The sequence below is a fragment of the Variovorax sp. Varisp41 genome, from assembly GCF_047325085.1.
Lineage (GTDB): Bacteria > Pseudomonadota > Gammaproteobacteria > Burkholderiales > Burkholderiaceae_C > Variovorax.
On the sequence record NZ_CP168541.1, the window covers coordinates 733,558 to 752,247 of the forward strand.

Below are 18,690 nucleotides of genomic sequence, written 5' to 3' on the forward strand. Positions count from 1 at the left end.
GTGGCGTCTGCTTCGCCTAATTAGTCGAATATTCGAATATTATCTCTTCATGGCGCATCCAACAAGTGCCGGCGCGGCGTTGACCATCCAGGACATCGTCGACGCCATCGTCCGCGAGATCGACGAAGGCCGTTATCCCGTCGGCAGCCTGCTGCCTTCCGAAGCCCAGTTGCAGGCGCAGTTCGGCGCCACGCGCTACCGCCTGCGCGAGGCCATGAGCGCGCTGCGCAAGCTCGGCGTGATCGACTCGCGCGCCGGCATCGGCACCCATGTGCTGGCGCGCAATCCCACGCCCTTCTTCGTGCATTCGCAGCAGACGCTCGAAAGCATCATGGAGGCCGCGCGCACCACGCAACTCAAGCTGGAGCGCGCCGGCCTCGTCGCGGCCGACGAACAGCTGGCCGGGCTGCTGCAGGCAGAGCCGGGCAGCCAGTGGTTCTTCCTCGACACGCTGCGCTACCTGCGCGGCGAGGCGCGCCCGACCGGCGCGCTGTGGCTCTACATGCGGCCCGAGTTCGCGGGCGTGGCTGAGCGCCTGGAAGCATGGAACGGCCCGGTCTTCAAGCTGATCGAGCGGCTCTACGGCGTGGGCGTCGCGGTGGTGGAACAGGAGATCGACGCGGCGCCGCTCGAATCGCGCCTGGCCGAGCGCCTGGATGCGGTGCCCGGCTCACCCTGCCTGCAGGTCACGCGCCACTGGTTCGATGCGGCGGGCAAGCTGGTGCAGTGCTCGGTCGGCCTCTATCCGCAGGGGCGCTCGCGCTATCGGTCTCGGCTGCCGCTCGCGAGCCTCTGAGTTCGGAACGGCCGGGCATCGGGCGCCACCGATGCCCAGGCTGTCGGTGTTCACCTAAGGTGACCGCCTTAACAACCAGGCGTCTTCTGCGCGGCGTGGGTGGGCTATAGCATTTTCGGCTTCACCCATAACGAGACATCAATGAAGCGCCTGTTCACGATCGCGATCGCGGCCCTCGCCGCCCTTCCTGCGTTCGCCGAGTATCCCGACAAACCGATCATGATCGTGGTGCCCTTCGCGGCCGGCGGCCCCACCGACAAGGTGGCGCGCGACTTCGCCGAGGCGCTGCGCAAGCCGCTGGGCAACGTGGCGATCACCATCGACAACACCGGCGGCGCCGGCGGCACGCTCGGTGCCGCCAAGGCGGCGCGCGCGGCCAACGACGGCTACACGCTGATGCTGCACCACGTGAGCATGGCGACCTCGCCCTCGCTGTACCGCAAGCTGCCCTACAAGACGCTCGAGGGCTTCGAGTACCTGGGCCTGATCAACGAAGTGCCGATGACGCTCATCAGCTCGAAGTCGGTGCCCGCGAACAACTTCACCGAGCTGCGCAAGTGGCTCGAGACCAACGGCAGCAAGACCAACCTCGCCAACGCCGGCATCGGCTCGGCCTCGCACCTGTGCGGCCTGATGCTGCAGAGCGCACTGAAGATCGCGCCGCAGACCATCCCCTACAAGGGCACGGCACCGGCCATGACCGACCTGATCGGCGGCCAGGTCGACATCATGTGCGACCAGACCACCAACACCACCGCGCAGATCGAGGGCAACATGGTCAGGGCCTATGCCGTGACCACGCAGCAGCGCCTGAAGACGCCGGTGCTGGCCGCCCTGCCCACGCTCGACGAGAGCGGCCTGAAGGGCTTCAACGTCAGCATCTGGCATGGCCTGTTCGCGCCCGCGGGCACGCCCAAGGCGGTCACCGACAAGCTCAATGCGGCGCTGAAGGTGGCGCTCAAGGACCCGGCCTTCATCAAGAGCCAGGAAGGGCTCGGCGCCGTGATCATCACCGATGCGCGCGTCAACGGTCCGGAGCACAAGAAGTTCGTCGAGACCGAGATCGAGAAGTGGGGCGCGGTCATCAAGGCGGCCGGCCAGTACGCGGACTGAGCATGGACCGCGCCATGACGACGAATCCGAACCGCCTGCGCCTGCGGCTGATCGCCCTCGCGGCGCTGGCGCCGCTCGCGGGCGCCGCGGCGGCCGCCTCGCCGAAGTTCTCCATCGAGCTCGTGGGCGGCCGCATCAAGGGCGACGACACGCTGAAGGTGCGCCAGGGCGACCAGGTGCAGATCAGCGTGGTCAGCGACCAGCCCCTGGTGCTGCACCTGCACGGCTACGACATCGAAACGCAGGTGACGCCGCCCGCGCCGGCGCTGCTGAGCTTCAAGGCCAGCCTCGCGGGCCGCTTCCCGGTGCACGAGCATCGCCACGGCCCGGGCAACCACCGCGCCGTGATGTTCATCGAAGTCCATCCCTAGGCGCGCCCTGAAAACGCTTCGCTTCGGGACCGGTCTCGCGATCGCGTGCGCCTCGGCCGGCGCGCGGGCGCACGGCTTCGGCCAGCGCTTCGACCTGCCGCTGCCGCTGTGGCTGTGGCTCACGGGGGCCGGCGCGACCCTCGTGCTGACCTTCGCGGCGCTCGCGCTGTTCGCGCGGCGCCACGACTTCGGTTCCTCCTTCCTGCGCGACACCGACCTGCTGCGCTTCGCGCCGCTGCGCCGCATCGCGCATCCGCTCGCGGTGGTGCTGCGAACGCTGGGCTGCGCGCTGTTCGTGCTGACGCTGGCCACCGGCTTCCTCGGCAATTCCGACGCCTATGCGAACCTGATCGTCACGATGGTCTGGGTGCTGTGGTGGGTCGGCATGGCCTTCTTCTGCGCACTGGTCGGCGACCTGTGGGAGATCGTCAATCCGCTGCCCACGCTGTACCGCGCCGCCGCGCGCCTGGTCGGCGGCGGCCGCGAATCGCTGGGCCTGCCCTGGCCGAAATGGCTGGGTGCCTGGCCGGCGGTCGCGCTGTTCTTCGCCTTCGCCTGGACCGAACTGGTGTGGCAGGACAAGGACCTGCCCGCCGCCCTCGCCGGCGCCCTGCTGGGCTATGCGCTGCTGAGCTGGGCCGGCATGCTGCTGTTCGGCGTGGAGGCCTGGCGCCACCGGGCCGATGCCTTCGCGATGGCCTTCCGCGTGCTGGGCCGCTTCGCACCGCTCGAGCTGCGCGGCTCGACGCCGACCGAGCCCGCGCGCCTGCGGCTTCGGCCCTACGGCGCCGGCCTGCTGACGACCGAGCCGGTGCCGAACTCGGTGGCGGCCTTCGTGCTGCTGATGCTCGCGACCGTCACCTTCGACGGCTTCCACGAAACCCCGCTGATGGACCGCATCGGCACCGCCGCGCAGACCTCGCGCACGGTGGCCGAGACGCTGTTCACGCTGTCTTCCGCGACCGGCATGGACGAGACGCAATGGCTCAACAGCGTCATGCTGCTGCTGTTCCCCGTGGCCTTCGTGCTGATCTTTCGCGCCGTGGGCGCGTGGATGCTGCGGCTGGCCGGCAGCACCGAACGCGCGGCCGTGAACGCCATGGTCTGGAGCCTGGTGCCGATTGCCGTGGCCTACCACCTGGCCCACTATGCCTCGCTGCTGCTGACGACAGGGCAGTTCATCGTCCCGCTCGCCTCCGATCCCTTCGGCTGGGGCTGGAACCTGTTCGGCACGCGCGGCCGCGCGGTCGACCTCGGCATCGTGAGCCCGGCCGTCTACTGGTACACGGCCGTGACGCTGATCGTCGTCGGCCATGTGCTCGCGGTCGTCGTCGCCCATGTCGAGGCCACGCGCCGCTTCGCGAACCACCGCGCGGCGATGCTGAGCCAGTTGCCGATGCTGGTGCTGATGGTGGCCTATACGAGCCTGAGCCTCTGGATCATGGCGCAGCCGATCGTGGGGTGAGCGGCATCAAGGCAAGGCTGCCTGGCGCTTCAGAAACCCCTCGACCACACCCGCGAAGTACGACGGATGCTGCTGCATCGGGTAGTGCCCGCAATCGGGCACCACCCGCAGCTCCGCGTTCGGATGCCACGCGAGGAAGGTGCGCTCCATCGCCTCCGCATCGAGCCCCGGATCCCTGTCGCCGACGACGACCAGGAACGGTGTGTCGAGCCCCCGCACCTCGTCGGCGAAATCTGCCGTGACCAGCATGTCGAGGTAGCGCCTGCGGCATGCCGGCGCCACCGCCTCCCGGTTTTGCCGCAACTTGCCCTCGATCCATTCGTCGGAAAGGCCACCGCCGACGAACTTGAACAGCCGCCGAAGCGCATCGTCGTCGTCGGCCGTGCTCGCGAAGAAGGCCAAGGCCTCCGGACTCAGTTTGTTGCCAGCGGCTGAAACGGGGCACACGGCGATCGCGCTCGCGATGCGCGAGGGCGCGTCCGCCGCGAGGCGTTGCGTGACCATCCCGGTCATCGAATGGCCGAGGACGTGGAAGCGCCGCCAGCCGAGGCGGTCGGCGAGCGCGAGACAGTCCGCGGCGATCTCCTTCACCGTGAACTCGCCCGGCAGCGCCATCGACAGCCCATAGCCGCGCAGGTCGGCGAAGACATGGGTGAACGCCTGGCCGTCGAGCCAGGGCAGGAGCGCGTCGTAGTTCGCGTGGTCGCCGAGCCAGTCGTGCAGGATCAGCACGGGGACCGGCCCATGGCCATGTCGGGCGTATCCGAGGCCGGCGTGCGATGCGGGGCGAATCTCGAGGGGTGCTTTCATCTCTGGGTTCCATGGAAGTTGCGGAACAAAAAGAAAACGCCCTCCCGGCGAACCGGGAGGGCGTTTTGAAAGTGCCGCGATGTTATCGACCGCGCGAGCGAAGGTCAACAGGCATGCACGGTCCTTCGCATCTTCAGCTCTTGAGGTTCGCCACCGCCAGCTTCCCGCCGCTTTGCAGGTAGCCATTGGTCGTGAACGAGCAGCCCTCGGTGCAGCTCAGCGAGAAGAAGCCCTTGTTGCCGCCGTTGTCGGTCACCTGCAGGCGGAACTTCGCGGGCTGGCCGTCGAAGCTGCCGTCGGCGTCGATCTGCACCGAGTTGCTGGTGGCCGTGACCTGCGCGCCATCGGCGTCGATCGCCGAGCCCAGGCGCGTCACCGCACCCAGCTGCACCTTGTTGCCCAGGCCCTCGATGCTCAGGCTGACGCTCGGGCCCTTGCTGTCGCGGCCGGCCTTCAGCGCCACCGTGATGTCGCCCTGCGCCGTCGCCACCTTGCCGCTGACGTTCGCGCTGCGGCTCATGCACGGGTTGTATTGCGGGTTGGTCAGCTCGAGCGAGACCAGGCCGCCCTGGTTCCAGCCCGTGTAGTAGAGGCAGTTCTCGGCGTCGTAGCGCGGGTCGGGACGCGTGAAGTCCATCTTGCTCGGCGTGTTGCGCCGCGCGACGTAGTAGCCGATTTCCTTCGGGCTGGTGGGATCGGTCCAGTCGGCGAAGCGGATGCCGCCCGATGCGGCCGCGTAGACGGCCACGCGCATGTGGTTGCGGTCGTCGAAGTTCAGGTAGTGGACCATCGGGACGTTGCCGCCCTCGGCCACCAGCGTCGGGCAGACGCTGGCCTTGTTGGCATCCTGCTCGTAGGTGCCGACGATCTTCGGATGCTTCTCGTCCGAGATGTCGATCATGCGGCCGAAGCTCTGCTGCTTGCACTGGTTCGGCAGGCCGTTGGTGTCGCTGGTCGTCAGCGCGTACGACTCGTCGGTCGAGACGATGTACTCCTTGCCGTTGACGTGCCGCACCCATTCGGTGGCGTGCGTCGCGGCGGTCGAGGTCATGCGCGCATAGCCGCCCTGCTCGAACTCGGGGTTGGGCTGCTGGTCGCACCACGAGAGGAAGCTCACGTACTTGAGCTTCGGATCGGCCACGCGCTTGACGATGTCGCTCGAGTCCATGATCAGCAGGCCGTTGGCGCAGGTCTGGTCGCGCCAGAAGGTGGTGGTGGGCGTCGGCAGGTTGCCGGCCACCTGGCCGCCGCCGCCGTACACCGCGAGATAGAGCCGCGTGCCGTCGGGATTGGTGCTGACGTCATGGATGTTGGTCGCGGCCATGATGCGCCAGTTCTTGTTGCTCTTCACCTCGTCGGGCAGCTGCGAGCGGTTCCAGCTCAGCAGCAGCTTCGGGTTCTTCGGATCGTCGAGGTTGGTGATGTGCAGGTCGACGCGCTTGTTGTCGATGGTGTAGTTGGCGAAGTTGTCGTCCGTGGGCGAGGTGCCGCCGGTGATGAGCGTGGTGCCGCCGTCCTTGGCCGTGGTGCCGAAGGGCACGCCGTACCAGGTCTTGCCGTCGGGCGAGAGCCAGCCGTCGTGGTGGCCGCCCGAGGACTGGTAGCTCGCGTTCAGCGGCACCGGGTGCAGGCAGTCGCTGACGTCGTAGACGTCCACCATCTTGTTGTCCTTGTAGCCGGCCACCAGCAGGTCGCCCGAGAGCTCGAGGCCCGAGTACGCCTCGATCGCCGCCGGCGTGCGCAGGATCTTCCCGTTCGGGTTGACCGGCGTGGCGGCGGTGGTCTCCTCGCCCCACTTGTTGGTGCTCGTGGCCTTGACGGTGGCCGAGGGCGCGGTGCCGACGACCGTGGTGTCGCCGCTCGCGGGCACGACCTGCATCTTCGTCGGCGTCTTCATGTCGAACACGATGATGCCGGTGGTCAGCGCGGCATCGCCGCCGGCCGCGCCATCGCGGTTGGAGGCGTACGCGCAACGCGTCGAGCCCTTGGCCTTGATCTGCAGGTCGCCGAAGGCGCCGCGGCCGAACAGCGTGTTCTGCGCGACCTTGCGCGCACCGCACCAGTAGCCCTGGAAGCCATCGGGATTAGCGGTGGCGTCGTACATCGCCGACTTGGGGATGTGGCCGTTGACGCCCGGCTCTGCCTGGTCCCCGGGGCCGGCTTCGCACAGCCGCGGCGGCGTCACGTACGGCTGGGCCACCGGGCCCGTGTCGGCCGGCGGCTGGTCGGTGGACCCCGCGGGGGGCGGCGCCGATCCGACGATGAGCGGCGCGCTGTCGTTGCTGCCGCCGCAGGCGGCGAGCAGCAAGGCGCTGGTCAGGGCGCCAACCAACAGCAGGTTGGCTCTGGGGGCTTGTCTTCTCTTCATGGTTCTTCTTTCTCTGTCAAAAAACACGGGGCCAGGGGAAAGTCTTCGCGTCAATGTCCGAAGGGGGCGGGGTCGCCCGCGAATGCCGGTTCCACGTCCGGCTCCGGCGGGTGGGCCGGGCGGGAAGGCAGCGGCGATGCGACGGTGCGGTCGGTCTCGATCACGACCGACTGCCCCGCGCCCGCGAGCACGACGCTGTCGGGCTGGATCGCGCTGACGGTGAGGCCCTCGAGGTGGCCACCGACACGCAGTTGCAACAGCTGCGAGTCGTCGGTGCGGCGCATCAGCGCGAAGCTGTCCACGCCATCGGCCGCCACGACCGTGCCGACGAGCTTGAAGGCCGCGACCGACAGCGCGGCGTCGACCGGCTTCGCGGCCACCGGCACGGGCTTCGGCGCCGGCGCCACCACCGGCGCGGGAGCCACAGCGACCGGCGGCATCGGCACGACGGCCTCATCGGACGACGGCCACCACCACGTGGCCGACAGCGCAATGACGCACACCGCCGCAAGCCACCAGGGCCAGCGGATGCGATGCGTCACGGAAGCCTGCATAAGGTGTCGATGTGGTCGTGGAGTGGGCGCAGAGATTAGTTGTGAAAGCCCTGCGTCAGAAGACGACCAACGGTTAAAACGTTCGTCGCAGGTGAGCGCGTGAATCGCATCGCGGGCCCTGTCCGAGACCCTCGCCGACACTGGCGTCGCGGCACGCAAGCCGCGTGTTTTCATCGCATGCGGACGTCGATCGCGATGCATCGTTATCCCTTGCGCGCGCGCGCCGCGTCGATAACATCGCCGGCTTCTTTCAATGGAGGCAAGGGACAGCGATGTTGCTGACGACATGGATCCTCGCCGGCGCGCGGGCCTCGGCCATGGCCGCGGCCCTGCTGCTCGCGCAGCAAGCGGTGGCCGGCCACGACGCGGTCGATCCCGCCGTGCGGCGCTTCACGGCCAAGGTGACCGGCCTGGGCCAGGCCGGCAAGGCGGGCCGCATCGCCACCTTGCGCTTCGAACCGATCGGCCCGGGCATGGTGGCCCCCAAGCGCAACGAGATGCGCGGCTGGCGGCTCACCTTCATCCGCGGCAAGATGTTCGGCCGCACCCTGTGGCTCCAGAGCAATACGCCCGACGAACTCACGGTGCGCGCCACCGATCCCTCGATGGAAGGCGTGAACGCCGGCGACATCGTCGTCATCGAATTGATCGACCCCAAGCTGGTCGACCCCCATGCGTAGGCTGCTGCTCGCCGCAACGTTCTCTGTCCTGGCCACCGCGGCGGCAGCGCAGACCGTGAAGCTGCCGGCCGACGCGGTCGACGGCTTTCACGCCGCGCTCAAGCGCAAGGACACGGGCGGTGCGCTTTCCTACCTCGACCGTTCGCTGGTGGTGTTCGAGTTCGGCGTCACCGACCCGACGATCGAGGCTTATGCGCTGAGCCACCTGCCGGGCGACATCGACATGGCGGCCGTCTCCACCTGGACCCTGCAGGCGCGCCGCCTCGGCGGCAGCGGCAACGAGCGCTGGGTGCTCAGCACCTACCACGTGACGGGCAAGCTGCCCGACGGCAAGCCCATCGACCAGGTGATGCAGGAGACCGCGATCGTGCGCCGCGCGGGCGACAGCTTCCGCATCGTCCACCTGCACTGGTCGAGCGACAAGCTCTGGGCGCAACCGCCTCGGCCCGCCGCGCCCTGACTCAGAGGTCGAAGCGCAGTTCAGCCGTGTAGGTGCGTTGCGGGTACGGGTGGAAGTTCCAGTAGCGGTCGTTGTTCGCGTTGTCGATGCCGAAGGCGGCCGACCACTGCCTGTCGATCTGGTAGCGGACGCGCAGGTCCACCGTGAAGTAGCGACTCGCCCCGAAATAGGCGAAGGCGTTGACGTCGCTGTTGTCGAGGTTCGAGTACTGCCGGCCGCTGTAGCGCGCGGCCACCGTGAAGGCCCAGCGCGCATCGGGCTTGTAGGTGGCGTAGGCCGTGGCGCGCCAGCGCGGTACGCGCGGCTGCCACTTGCCCACCGCCGCCGGAAAGGCCGCGTCGGCCACCGTCTTCGAATCGGCATAGGTCAGGCTGCCGCCGAGATCGAGGCCCTGGATGCCGACGTCCTGCCCGGTGTATGCGAGCTCCACGCCGGTGGTGCGCATCCGGTCGACGTTCTGCACGCGCGAGACGGTCGAGTTCGGAATCAGCTGGCTGTAGAGCGCATTCTTCGTGGTCTCGTGGAACAGCGTGGCACGCAGCAAGCCGTTGCCCAGGTCCTGCTCGGCCGTGAGTTCGCCGGTCCACGACTTCTCGGGCTTGAGGTTCGGGTCGTTGACGAACGAGAGCGCGCCGCCCGAGGTCGCGCCGTAGAGCTCGCCCACCGTCGGATAGCGCACCGCGCGGCCCACCGAGGCCTTGATCACCGTCGAAGGCGCGAGCTGGTAGGCCAGGGCGGCCTTGGGCGAGAGGTCGGACTCGCTGCGCGAGGCATAGGGCTGTGCGCTCGTGGCCGTGGCGGTGAAGCCGTCCGTGGCCTTCCACTTCTCGTAGCGAAGCCCGAGCACGGTCTTCCATCGCGGTGCGAAGGACCATGCGTCCTGCGCCCAGGCACTGAGCGTCCGGCTGCGCCCGCCGACCTGGCTCACGGGGGTGAACGCGGGGCCGTCCCGCCAGTCGCCGAGCACGTTGGTCTTGGCGATGACGAGCTTGTAGGCATCGCGGCCGACACCGAAGTCGACCACGTGCGCGCCGCCCACGCCCTGCGGGCGCCAGGTGCCCTTGGCCGCGAGCGTGTTCCAGCCGGTGCCGCCCTGGTCCTGCAAGGTGCCGGCACCGCCGAGGGCCGCCAGCGGCAGCGCGACCGTGGGCGAGCGCTGCGTGTCCTTGGCGTAGTCGTAGAGGCTGGCGGCCACCTCCCAGTCGAAGGCACCCTGGGTGTTGCTCTTGACGGACAGCCCGTGCATGAAGTGCGTGGCGCGGTCCTCGGTCCACGGAAAGGCCGTGGGCGCGAGCGTGAAGCTGCGCCCGCCGATGTTGACCGGCCCGCTGTAGACCGGCTGGCCGCGTGCATCGACGAGGTAGCTCTCGCTCTGCCCGCTGCCCGCGTTCTGCCACCAGCCGAGCGTGTAGCTCGCGCGCAGCGTGGGCGAGATGTCGTAGGCCAGCTTGAGCTTGGCGTGGTCCTGCACGGTGCGGTACTGCGTGCCCGCGCCGAGGATCAGCCACGGGGCGTTGGTGGTGTTGAGGCCGGGCACCGCGCCGAACACCGGCGTTCCCGCGCCGCCGGCCACGGTGGACGCCAGCGTCGCCGTGGTGAAGGTCAGCGGCTGCCCCTGACTGTCGGTGCGGTTGACGTCGATCCACCAGGACCAGTCGCCGCTGCGGCTGCCCAGCGAGGCGCTGGTCTGCCAGCCGTTGAAGCTCTTCTTCGTGCGGTAGAGCTCGTTGGGCTGCGAGGAGAAGCCCGCCTTCACATGGGCCTCGAGCTTGTCGGGCATGCGCGTCACGTAGTCGACCACCGCGCCCGCCGAGTTGCCAGGGTACGCGGCCGAGAACGGGCCGTACATCACGTCGACCCGCTCGATCTCCTCTGCCGTGACCAGGCCCCAGCGCGGCGCGAAGTTGGTGCCGTTGGCGATGCCGTTGCCCAGGTAGTTCGACAGCAGGATGCCGTCGGCATAGACGGCCGAGCGCGCGCTGTTGCCGGTGCCCGAGGCGCGCGTGGAAAGGATCGCGTGGTTGTAGTCGCCGATGTAGCGCTTGCGCACCAGCAGGCTCGGCAGGTACTTGAGCGCGTCCTCGCTGTCGGTGGCGTTCACGCGCGTCTCGATCTCGGCGCGCGTCACGCCCTCGATGGTGGTGGGAATCTGCGTGGGCAGCGAACTCGGCCGGGCGCCGGTGACCGTGACGATGCCGAGCGACCTGGCGCGCTCGGGCGCGTCCTGGGCCATGGCATCGGTTGCAACGCAGGGAAAGGCCGCGACCAGCGCGAGCGACAGGAGGAACCTGTTCATGAAGGCCTGGCGCGATCTGTAGCGGGAAGTCGCATGTCTCTGTTCTTGTTCGGATGCGCCGGCGCCGCGGCGCGAAAGCGGCAGAGGTTAGTCGCGGCCCGTGGCGCCCCGGAAGGACATCGGCGGTTAACTCGTTCACCAAAGGTGGGCGCATGCGAGCGGCTTTCGGCGCACCGCGAACGCCGCAAACCCGCATGGATGCTGGTATTTCGCTCGTTGCAGCGCATGCCGCACACGTCCGCGGCGGCGCTGCACCCCGGCGGACGCTTGCCGGATAATTCGCGACCACAACGACAACGAGACACGAGACAAAGTGCGCGAGGCCCACCTCCGAGATCTGATAGCCGTCATCGAAACCGGCAGCGTGCGGTCCGCCGCGCGCAAGCTCGGCCTGGCGCAGGCAGCAGTCAGCAAGAACCTCACCGCGCTCGAGAAATCGCTGGGCGTTCCGCTGCTGGTGCGTTCCGCGCGCGGCGTCGAGCCCACCGAGTTCGGCCGCATCGTGCTGCGCCGCGCGCGCGTGATCGATGCCGAGCTGCGCCATCTGCAGGAGGAGCTCGAGAGCGCCGGCGGCGAGGGCCGCAAGCTGATCACGGTCGGCCTGTCGGCCACGGCCGAGGCCATGCTGCTGCCCACCGCCGTGGCGCGCTTTCGCGAGCACACGCCGAACGCGCTGATCAGCGTGCTCGGCGGTCGCTCGTCGTCGACCATCGCGGCGCTGCGCGAAGCCAGGATCGACTTCGCGGTCGGCCCGCTGCCCACCGACCAGAGCCTGTCCGACCTGCACACCGAGCAGCTGTGCAGTTCCGACATGGGCATCGTCGTGCGCGCGGGCCACCCGGCCGCCGATGCGCGCGACCTGGCCGCGCTGGTGCCCTATGGCTGGCTCTACAGCGTGCAGCAGTCGGGCGGGCCGATGATCGTCACGCTGATGACGCGGCAGGGCCTGCCGGCGCCGACGCTGGTGGCGCATTGCGATTCCTCGAGCGCGCTGGTGTCGATGCTGCTGCAGAGCGACCTCGTCACGCTCAACAGCCTGGGCGGGCTGGAGCCCTTGCGCGAACGCGGGCTGCTCAAGGTCCTGCCCATCAAGCTCGATCTGCCGCCGGCCGTGCAGCACCTCGTGACGCCGACGAAGCGGCCGCTGACCCCCTCGGCCGCGGCGCTGGCCGACGAGTTCCGGCGCGCCTCGCGCAGGCTGCGGCGGTGAACGGCGGCACGCTGGCGACGCGGCGCGCTCTGCTCGCCGCCATCGCGTGCGCCGGCCTGTCCGGCCGCCACGCGCTGGCCGCCAATGACACGGGCCGGCCCCTGCGCATGATCGTGCCGCAGGCCCCGGGCGGCGCCGCCGACTTCATGGCACGGCTGATCGCCAGGGAGCTGTCGAGCGTGCTCGATCGGCCGGTGGTGGTCGACAACCGCGCGGGCGGCGGCATGATCGTCGGCACGCAGGCCGTGGCCATGGCCGCGCCCGACGGCAACACCATCGGCATGGTGTTCTCGCCGCATGCCGCCAACGAGGCGATGCGCCAGCAGATGCCCTACGACGCGCTCGACGATTTCGAGCCCCTGTGCCTCGGCGGCCATTCGATCGTCGTGCTGGTCACGCAGCCGGGCTTCGCCGCGCGCGACGTGGCCCAGTTGATCGCGCTGGCAAGGCGCACCGATCCGCCGCTGCAGTACGCGTCGCTGGGCATCGGCTCGGTGTCGCACCTGGCTGGCGAGCTGCTCGCCATCGAGGCCGACGTGACGCTCGAGCACGTGCCCTACAACGGCAGCGCGCAGATCTACCGCGCGCTGCTCAATGGCGATCTGCCGTTGGCCTTCGTCACCCTGGAGAGCGCGCTGCCGCACCTGCAGTCGCGGCGCCTGCGCGCGCTGGGCATCACCAGCGCCCGGCGGGCCGCGTCCTATCCGCAGCTGCCCGCGATCGCGGAGTCGCTGCCCGGCTTCGAGCTGATCGGCTTCTATGGTTTCGTGGCACCGGCGCACACGCCGCCGGTGCAGGTCGAGGCGCTGAGCAGCGCACTCGCACGGACCCTGCAGACCCCGCAGGTGCATGACCGGCTGGCGGCCGGCGGGGTCGAGGTTTCGGTCGCGCCGCCGGCGGCCTTCGCCGCCTTCCTGCGTCAGCAGATCGACAAGTACGCGGCGCTGTCCAGGCGCACGGGGATCACGCTGGACTGAAGCGGGCCCCGGTCCGGCCCGCTCCCGCTTCGCTCAGCTGCCTTCGATGATCCGCAGATCGCGCTCGGCGCCGTCGCCCAGCGCGACCAGCGCGGCCTGGTAGTCGGGGCTGTCGTGGGTGGCCGTGGCCTGCGCCACGCTGTCGAACTCGATCAGCACGGTGCGTTCGGCCAGACCGTATTCGTAGGTTTTCGCGGGCAGGCCGCGTGCCAGGAAACGCCCGCCGCCCGCGGCGATGGCCGGACCGGCCAGCTTCGCGTAGGCCGCGAGTTTGTCGGCGTCCTTGACGGCACGGTATGCACTGACCCAATAGGCTTTTGCCATGTCGATTTCTCTGTAGTTGCCAAAGGCTTTCAATATAGCGGGGCAAGGCGCCTCGCGCCTCGGCCCGGCCGCAAGCCACCTACACTGCACCGGCCAATCTCCTGGCTCGCATCGCACTCCGTCCACTCCACGTCGCGAGGTTCCATGGCTGGTGCAATTTTTCGATGGCGGCGCTGGCGATGGCTGCTGGTGCCTCTGCTGCTGTTCGGCCTCCTGCTGTCGATGAGCGACCCGCTCTATCGGTACGCGGCGGCCCGGACGCCGGCCTTTGCCTTTCCCGCATGCCAGAAGGCCTGGGCCCATCGCGGGTATGCGGCAGCCGGCGGCGAGAACAGCCTCGCGGGCATCGCGGAGGCCTTCAGGCGCGGCGCGGCCGGCGTGGAGATCGACGTTCTGTTCGACCCCGAGCTCGACGACTTCGTGGTCTCCCACGACCGGCCCTACACCCTGTTCGACGGCCAGCCGCTGCGCCTGGAATCGGTGCTGTCGCGTTTCCCGCGCAGCGGCCTCTTCTGGCTCGATGCGAAGGACCTGCGCAAGCTCTCGCCCTGGACCGCCCACCAGGCGACGCACCGGCTCAGCGCGCTGCTCGAGCGCTACGGCCTCACCGAGCGCGCGTTCGTGGAATCGAGCCAGCCGCTGTACCTGTCCTGGCTGGCCGACCAGGGCGTGCACACCAGCTACGCCATCAGCCCCAACGACCGCAAGTACAGCGCGCCGCTGTACCGGCTGCACGCGGCCTTCATGAAGCTGGCCTATGCCTTCGTGGGCGCCGACGCCATCTCGATGACCGCCGCGCGCTACACGCCGGTCACCGCGGCCACCTTCGACGAGGCCGCGATCCTGCTGTCGACCGTCAACGACGCCGGCATGCTGCGATACCTGTCGGCACGACCCGAAGTCAAGGTCGTTCTGACGGACGAAGACCACTACGCCGTCACGGCCTGCGCCACCCGCTGACGACCGCGTCGCCACGCTCCGGGCATCGCTGGTCCATCGGCCCGAGCAGCGGCGCTTCCCGGGCCAGGCGCGGCATGCTCTCGAGCGCGAACTTCACCAGCGCGGCCTGGCCGCTGATGTCGAGCTTGCGCTTCAGGCTGAACCTGTAGCTCTCGACGGTGCGCGCCGATATCCGCAGCTCGTCGGCCATGTCGCGGTTCGACAGGCCGCGCGCCAGGCCCGCGAGGATGAAGCGCTCGCGCGCCGTCAGCCGATGGAGCCGATCGGGCGGCGCATCGCTCTCGCCCACGCGCTCGCACATCAGCTCGGGACTGAAATGGCAGCCTCCGGCCATGACCGTGCGGATCGCGGTCACGAGTTCCTCGGCCGGCGCGTGCTTGAGCACGTAGCCCCTGGCACCGGCCCGGAACGCACGCTCGAAGTAGTCGAGGCCGCCATGCATCGACAGCACGATGACCGCCGTGGCAGGGAGCCGTTGCCGGCAGCGCTCGGCCAGTTGCAGCCCCGTCATGCCGTGCATGCCGATATCGGTCAGCAGCAGCGACGGCGCATGCATCAGCGCGAGATCGAGGCCCTCCAGTCCATTGGCGGCCTCCGCCACGACCCGGAATTCCGCCACGGCCTCGAGCCGGGCCCGCACCCCTTCGCGCACGAAGGGATGGTCGTCGACCAGCAGGATGCCGACGGCATCGCGCCCGTTCATGGCCGGCTCCTCGGATCCAGCACCGCCGTGACCACGGTGCCGGCGGGCGTGGAGTCGATGGAGACCGTGCCTCCCAGCATCAGCATGCGTTCGCGCATGTGATTCAGGCCCGATCCTCCGCCGCGATCCGGGCGCACGCGCTGCGGGTCGAATCCCTTGCCGTCGTCGGTAACGCTCAGGACCACGCGGCGCGCGGTCGACAGCAGCAGCACGTCGATGCGGTGCGCCGCCGCATGCCGCCGCGCGTTCGTCAAGGCCTCCTGGCAGATGCGGAACAGCGCCGTTCCCTGCTGCGGCGTCAGCGGACAGTGCGCTCCGTGGGCCGAGAAACGGACCCGCGGACCGCCCTCCTCGCCGATCGCCAGCACCATCGCGCGCAAGGCGGCCGCCAGCCCGAGGTCCTGCAGCGCGGCGGGGCGCAGGTCGTTCGAAACGTGATGGATCTCGACCAGCGCCTGGCCCAGGCGGTCGAGCGCACGCTGCACGAAGGAACGCGCCGAGCCCGGACTGCCGGGCGAGACGGGTACGTCGTTCCCGTGCCGGTCGGCCGTGGCCATGGCCGTTTCGAGCAGCAACTTGATCGAGACCAGGATCTGGCCGATGCCGTCGTGCAGGTCGCGCGCGACCCGCGCGCGCTCGTCCTCCTGCGAGCGCACGACCCTGCGCGCGAGCTGCCGCAATGCCCCGGTCGCGCGCTGCTGGTTGCGGATGTTCAGCGCGAGCCCGGTGCCGCTGATGAGCAGGAGGCACAGCACGCAGATGGCCAGCAGCACCAGCAGCCCGCCGTGGATGTTCGCCCGCGCCTGCGCGTCGAATTCGCGGATGCTCTTCTCGATGTCGTCGACATAGAGGCCCGTGCCCAGCATCCACCGATGGGGCGAGACCGGCTCGACATAGCCGAGCTTGCGCACGGTACGCCGCTCCGAGGGCTTGTTCCAGTAGTAGTAGACGAACCCCCCGCCTTGGTTGCTCGCGGCCACGAGGTCCTTGATCGGCGTGCCGCCATACGGGTCCCGCATCTCCATCAGGTCCTTGCCGACCAGGTCGGGCTGCCGCGGATGCATCAGATTGCGGCCCTTGTCGTCGTAGAGGAAGAAGTAGCCGTCGGTGCCGAAGTCGAGGCGCGACAGCAGGTCGGCGACGCCCTCGGTCTGCTCGCGCGCGGGCAAGGCGCTGCGGGCGAGCTTCACGTAGCCGCGCAGCTCGGCCATCTTGCTGGCGATCAACGCCTCCTTGAGCAATCGGTGCTGCTGGTTGCTCAGCTCGATCGAATAGAAGTAGACGGCCAACAGGATCGCACCCAGCGTGAATGCGGTCGGCACGAGCGTGAACAGCACCATCGTCCTGCTTTTCATCTTCTGCTCCCTGGCTTCCTTCGAACACCGCGATATTGCACCGCGATCTCCCGCGCACCGGCATGCGATGCACTCGCGAATATTTCGCGTAGGACTACGCAGGGAGAAGTCCTCTGAGTTCGCGGCGGCGCGGTCCGCAGAATTTCCCGGGTCGCCAGCGCGGCGACACAGCACCGATTCCTTTCATCGTGCCCAGAGGGAGAACACCGCATGCACCACCACCTGCCCCGCCCAGCGCTGCCGTCGGCGATCGCACTCGCCACGCTGCTGACCGGTTGCACCCTGCCGCCGCAACCCGCGAGGCAGGCGCTGTCGACCGACAGGATCTATCCGGCCATCGGCCCGTACTCGCAGATGGTTGCGCACGGCGGCGTCGTCTATCTCTCGGGCGTGCTCCCGCTGGATGCGAAGGGCACCGCGACCCAGGGCACCACCATCGAGGCACAGACCCGCGCGGTGCTCGATCACATCGGCGAGAAGCTCGCCTCGCAGGGGCTCTCGCACGCCGACGTGCTGATGAGCACGGTCTACATGAAGAACCTCGACGACTTCGCGGCGATGAACCGCGTGTACGGCGAGTACTTCAAGAGCCAGCCACCCGCGCGCGCCACGGTGCAGGTGGCCAGGCTGCCGCGCGACGTGCTGATCGAGATCGCGGTCGTCGCCGGCAGAAGGTGACGCCGCCGGCGAGCACCCGCAGTCCATTCATTCATCGAGTCACCCCAGGGAGGAAGAAGCAATGCATGCAGCACAGCCACGCACCCCAGTCACCGGACCGGAACCGGCGTTCTCGATTCACACGGCGGGCCGATGGTCCTCCAAGCGCAGGGATTTCATGCGGGTCCTGGGCGCGGGCGCCGGACTGGCCGCGCTGGGCCAGCTCGCGGGCTGCGGGGGTGGCGACGGCGGTGGCGTCGCCTTCGCGGCGACGATCCCCACCGCGGCCGACGCGCTGCGCATCCGACTGCTCCAGGACGAGGCCTTCTGGACCCAGGTCCAGGGCATGTTCGTGCTCAACCCCGCGAAGACCTTCATGAACATCGGCACCGCGGGATCGATGCCCAAGCTGGTGCTCGACCTGTTCGACGAGGAGAACCGCGCGAAGGCCAGGGAATCGGCGAGCGGCTACACCGACCTCATGGAGCAGCGCAAGGCGCTGGCGCCGGCCTTCGGGGTCGACCCCGACGAGCTGGCGCTCTCGGCCAACACCTCCTCGGGCATGTGCCACGCGATCCTGGGCCTGGACTGGAAGAGCGGCGACGTCGTCGTGACGACCAACCACGAGCACGTCGGCGGCGACACGCCGCTGTGGATCGCGCAGGCCCGCTACGGCATCGAGGTGTCCAGGGTGGAGCTGCCGGTCGGCAATGCGCAGCGGGCCTCGGACTACGCCGATCTCTTCGAGCAGCGCATCCTCGAATTGCGCAACGCGGGCAAGCGGGTGCGCGCCATGATGTGGTCCTCGCCCACCTACAAGACCGGCACCATGCTGCCGATCGAGGAGCTGATGGCCGTGGTACGCAAGCACGAGCTGATCAGCATCGTCGACGGCGCGCACCTGCCGGGCATGATGCACTACGACTACGCCAGGCTCGGCATGGACTTCATGTCCGGCGCCGGCCACAAGTGGCAGTGCGGGCCCGGGTCGACCGGCATCCTGATCGTGCGCAACAAGATCCGCGCGGCATCGAACCCGCTGCCCCTGCCGACGTGGTATCCCGTTCACACCTCGAGCTTCGCCAAGCCGATGGCACGCAGCACCAACCAGACTGCGACCTACGACATCGCCGCGCAGGTCAGCGTGTGCGGCAGCATGCATCTGCCGCTGTGGAACGCGCTGGTCAAGGCCGGCCAGCTCTGGGACCAGGTCGGCCGCAAGAAGATCGAGACCTACGACCTGACGCTGGCGAGCTACCTCAAGGAACGCATCGCCGAGAAGTGGGGCGTGGACCGGCTCTACTCGCCCAAGGACGATCCGAAGCTGCTGTCGGCGATCACCTCGTTCAATCCCTTCGTGAATCCGGCGGACATCGGCAACAAGGAAAAGTCCGCCAGCTTCGTGGCGCGGCTCATGAGCGACCACGCGCCGGGCTTCCTGATCCGCAACGTCGATGTCCCGGTCATCGGCTCCGAGGCCAGGCACTGGGTGGTTCGCGTGTCGACCCATCTGTGGGCGGACGCGGCGGACATCGACCGGCTGGTCGACGCGATGTGGGCCACGTCGCGCGCCATGGCCTGAGACGGACCG

General features: G+C 68.9%; 18 protein-coding genes. 11 read left to right on the forward strand and 7 right to left on the reverse strand.

Going from position 1 to position 18,690, the window contains the following annotated elements; genetic code table 11:
- Nucleotides 1-49 precede the first annotated feature (49 nt).
- The 4 genes from ACEN9J_RS34585 to ACEN9J_RS34600 all read left to right on the forward strand — a co-directional run bounded on the left by ACEN9J_RS34585 (nt 50) and on the right by ACEN9J_RS34600 (nt 3,745).
- Nucleotides 50-796, forward strand: coding sequence for a GntR family transcriptional regulator (locus tag ACEN9J_RS34585; protein ID WP_413765574.1), 747 nt, complete (start codon nt 50-52; stop codon nt 794-796).
- Between the two features lie 141 nt (nt 797-937).
- Complete coding sequence (locus ACEN9J_RS34590) at nt 938-1,909, forward strand: tripartite tricarboxylate transporter substrate-binding protein (protein WP_093347169.1); 972 nt, start codon at nt 938-940, stop codon at nt 1,907-1,909.
- A gap of 14 nt (nt 1,910-1,923) precedes the next feature.
- Nucleotides 1,924-2,280: a hypothetical protein gene (locus ACEN9J_RS34595; protein WP_261211093.1), complete on the forward strand. Its 357-nt coding sequence runs from the start codon at nt 1,924-1,926 to the stop codon at nt 2,278-2,280.
- A 142-nt stretch (nt 2,281-2,422) separates the two neighbouring features.
- The gene (locus ACEN9J_RS34600) at nt 2,423-3,745 is read left to right on the forward strand and encodes a hypothetical protein (protein ID WP_057591241.1); all 1,323 of its coding nucleotides are present in this window, start codon (nt 2,423-2,425) and stop codon (nt 3,743-3,745) included.
- 6 nt (nt 3,746-3,751) lie between these two features.
- On the opposite strand, the gene ACEN9J_RS34605 is transcribed toward ACEN9J_RS34600, so the two are convergent.
- From ACEN9J_RS34605 to ACEN9J_RS34615, 3 genes are all read right to left on the reverse strand, one after another.
- A complete protein-coding gene (locus ACEN9J_RS34605; RefSeq protein ID WP_413765575.1) occupies nt 3,752-4,555 on the reverse strand; it encodes an alpha/beta fold hydrolase in 804 nt (267 codons plus the stop codon).
- A 133-nt stretch (nt 4,556-4,688) separates the two neighbouring features.
- Nucleotides 4,689-6,923 carry a hypothetical protein gene (locus ACEN9J_RS34610; RefSeq protein WP_413765576.1) on the reverse strand — a complete coding sequence of 745 codons (2,235 nt, stop codon included), beginning with the start codon at nt 6,921-6,923 and terminating at the stop codon, nt 4,689-4,691.
- A 50-nt stretch (nt 6,924-6,973) separates the two neighbouring features.
- A complete protein-coding gene (locus ACEN9J_RS34615) occupies nt 6,974-7,363 on the reverse strand; it encodes a hypothetical protein (protein WP_057598454.1) in 390 nt (129 codons plus the stop codon).
- 386 nt (nt 7,364-7,749) lie between these two features.
- Between ACEN9J_RS34615 and ACEN9J_RS34620 the strand changes: the two genes are divergently transcribed.
- Complete coding sequence (locus tag ACEN9J_RS34620) at nt 7,750-8,157, forward strand: hypothetical protein (protein WP_057594159.1); 408 nt, start codon at nt 7,750-7,752, stop codon at nt 8,155-8,157.
- Nucleotides 8,150-8,617, forward strand: a complete 468-nt coding sequence (locus tag ACEN9J_RS34625; RefSeq protein ID WP_057594160.1) for a YybH family protein — start codon at nt 8,150-8,152, stop codon at nt 8,615-8,617. Before ACEN9J_RS34620 ends, ACEN9J_RS34625 begins: the two co-directional genes overlap by 8 nt.
- Before the next feature lies 1 nt (nt 8,618).
- On the opposite strand, the gene ACEN9J_RS34630 is transcribed toward ACEN9J_RS34625, so the two are convergent.
- Nucleotides 8,619-10,913: a TonB-dependent receptor gene (locus ACEN9J_RS34630; RefSeq protein WP_413765577.1), complete on the reverse strand. Its 2,295-nt coding sequence runs from the start codon at nt 10,911-10,913 to the stop codon at nt 8,619-8,621.
- Nucleotides 10,914-11,226: 313 nt separating this feature from the next.
- On the opposite strand from ACEN9J_RS34630, the gene ACEN9J_RS34635 reads away from it, so the two are divergent.
- On the forward strand, nt 11,227-12,123 hold the full coding sequence (locus tag ACEN9J_RS34635) for a LysR family transcriptional regulator (protein ID WP_057594162.1): 897 nt from the start codon (nt 11,227-11,229) through the stop codon (nt 12,121-12,123).
- Nucleotides 12,120-13,100, forward strand: coding sequence for a tripartite tricarboxylate transporter substrate-binding protein (locus tag ACEN9J_RS34640; protein WP_413765578.1), 981 nt, complete (start codon nt 12,120-12,122; stop codon nt 13,098-13,100). Before ACEN9J_RS34635 ends, ACEN9J_RS34640 begins: the two co-directional genes overlap by 4 nt.
- A 33-nt stretch (nt 13,101-13,133) precedes the next feature.
- Here ACEN9J_RS34640 and ACEN9J_RS34645 read toward each other — a convergent pair whose 3' ends face one another.
- The gene (locus tag ACEN9J_RS34645) at nt 13,134-13,424 is read right to left on the reverse strand and encodes a DUF1330 domain-containing protein (protein WP_057594164.1); all 291 of its coding nucleotides are present in this window, start codon (nt 13,422-13,424) and stop codon (nt 13,134-13,136) included.
- A 144-nt stretch (nt 13,425-13,568) separates the two neighbouring features.
- Here ACEN9J_RS34645 and ACEN9J_RS34650 point away from each other — a divergent pair, with 144 nt between their 5' ends.
- Nucleotides 13,569-14,384 (forward strand): glycerophosphodiester phosphodiesterase, encoded by an 816-nt coding sequence (locus tag ACEN9J_RS34650; protein WP_413765579.1) that lies wholly within the window; start codon nt 13,569-13,571, stop codon nt 14,382-14,384.
- On the opposite strand, the gene ACEN9J_RS34655 is transcribed toward ACEN9J_RS34650, so the two are convergent.
- Together ACEN9J_RS34655 and ACEN9J_RS34660 are read right to left on the reverse strand one after the other, a co-directional pair.
- The gene (locus ACEN9J_RS34655; protein ID WP_413765580.1) at nt 14,362-15,087 is read right to left on the reverse strand and encodes a response regulator transcription factor; all 726 of its coding nucleotides are present in this window, start codon (nt 15,085-15,087) and stop codon (nt 14,362-14,364) included. The genes ACEN9J_RS34650 and ACEN9J_RS34655 overlap by 23 nt on opposite strands.
- On the reverse strand, nt 15,084-16,442 hold the full coding sequence (locus tag ACEN9J_RS34660; protein WP_413765581.1) for a cache domain-containing protein: 1,359 nt from the start codon (nt 16,440-16,442) through the stop codon (nt 15,084-15,086). Before ACEN9J_RS34660 ends, ACEN9J_RS34655 begins: the two co-directional genes overlap by 4 nt.
- Before the next feature lie 210 nt (nt 16,443-16,652).
- Between ACEN9J_RS34660 and ACEN9J_RS34665 the strand changes: the two genes are divergently transcribed.
- Nucleotides 16,653-17,120: a Rid family detoxifying hydrolase gene (locus ACEN9J_RS34665; RefSeq protein ID WP_413765582.1), complete on the forward strand. Its 468-nt coding sequence runs from the start codon at nt 16,653-16,655 to the stop codon at nt 17,118-17,120.
- A 61-nt stretch (nt 17,121-17,181) separates the two neighbouring features.
- On the forward strand, nt 17,182-18,681 hold the full coding sequence (locus ACEN9J_RS34670) for an aminotransferase class V-fold PLP-dependent enzyme (protein WP_413765583.1): 1,500 nt from the start codon (nt 17,182-17,184) through the stop codon (nt 18,679-18,681).
- Nucleotides 18,682-18,690: the final 9 nt, after the last annotated feature.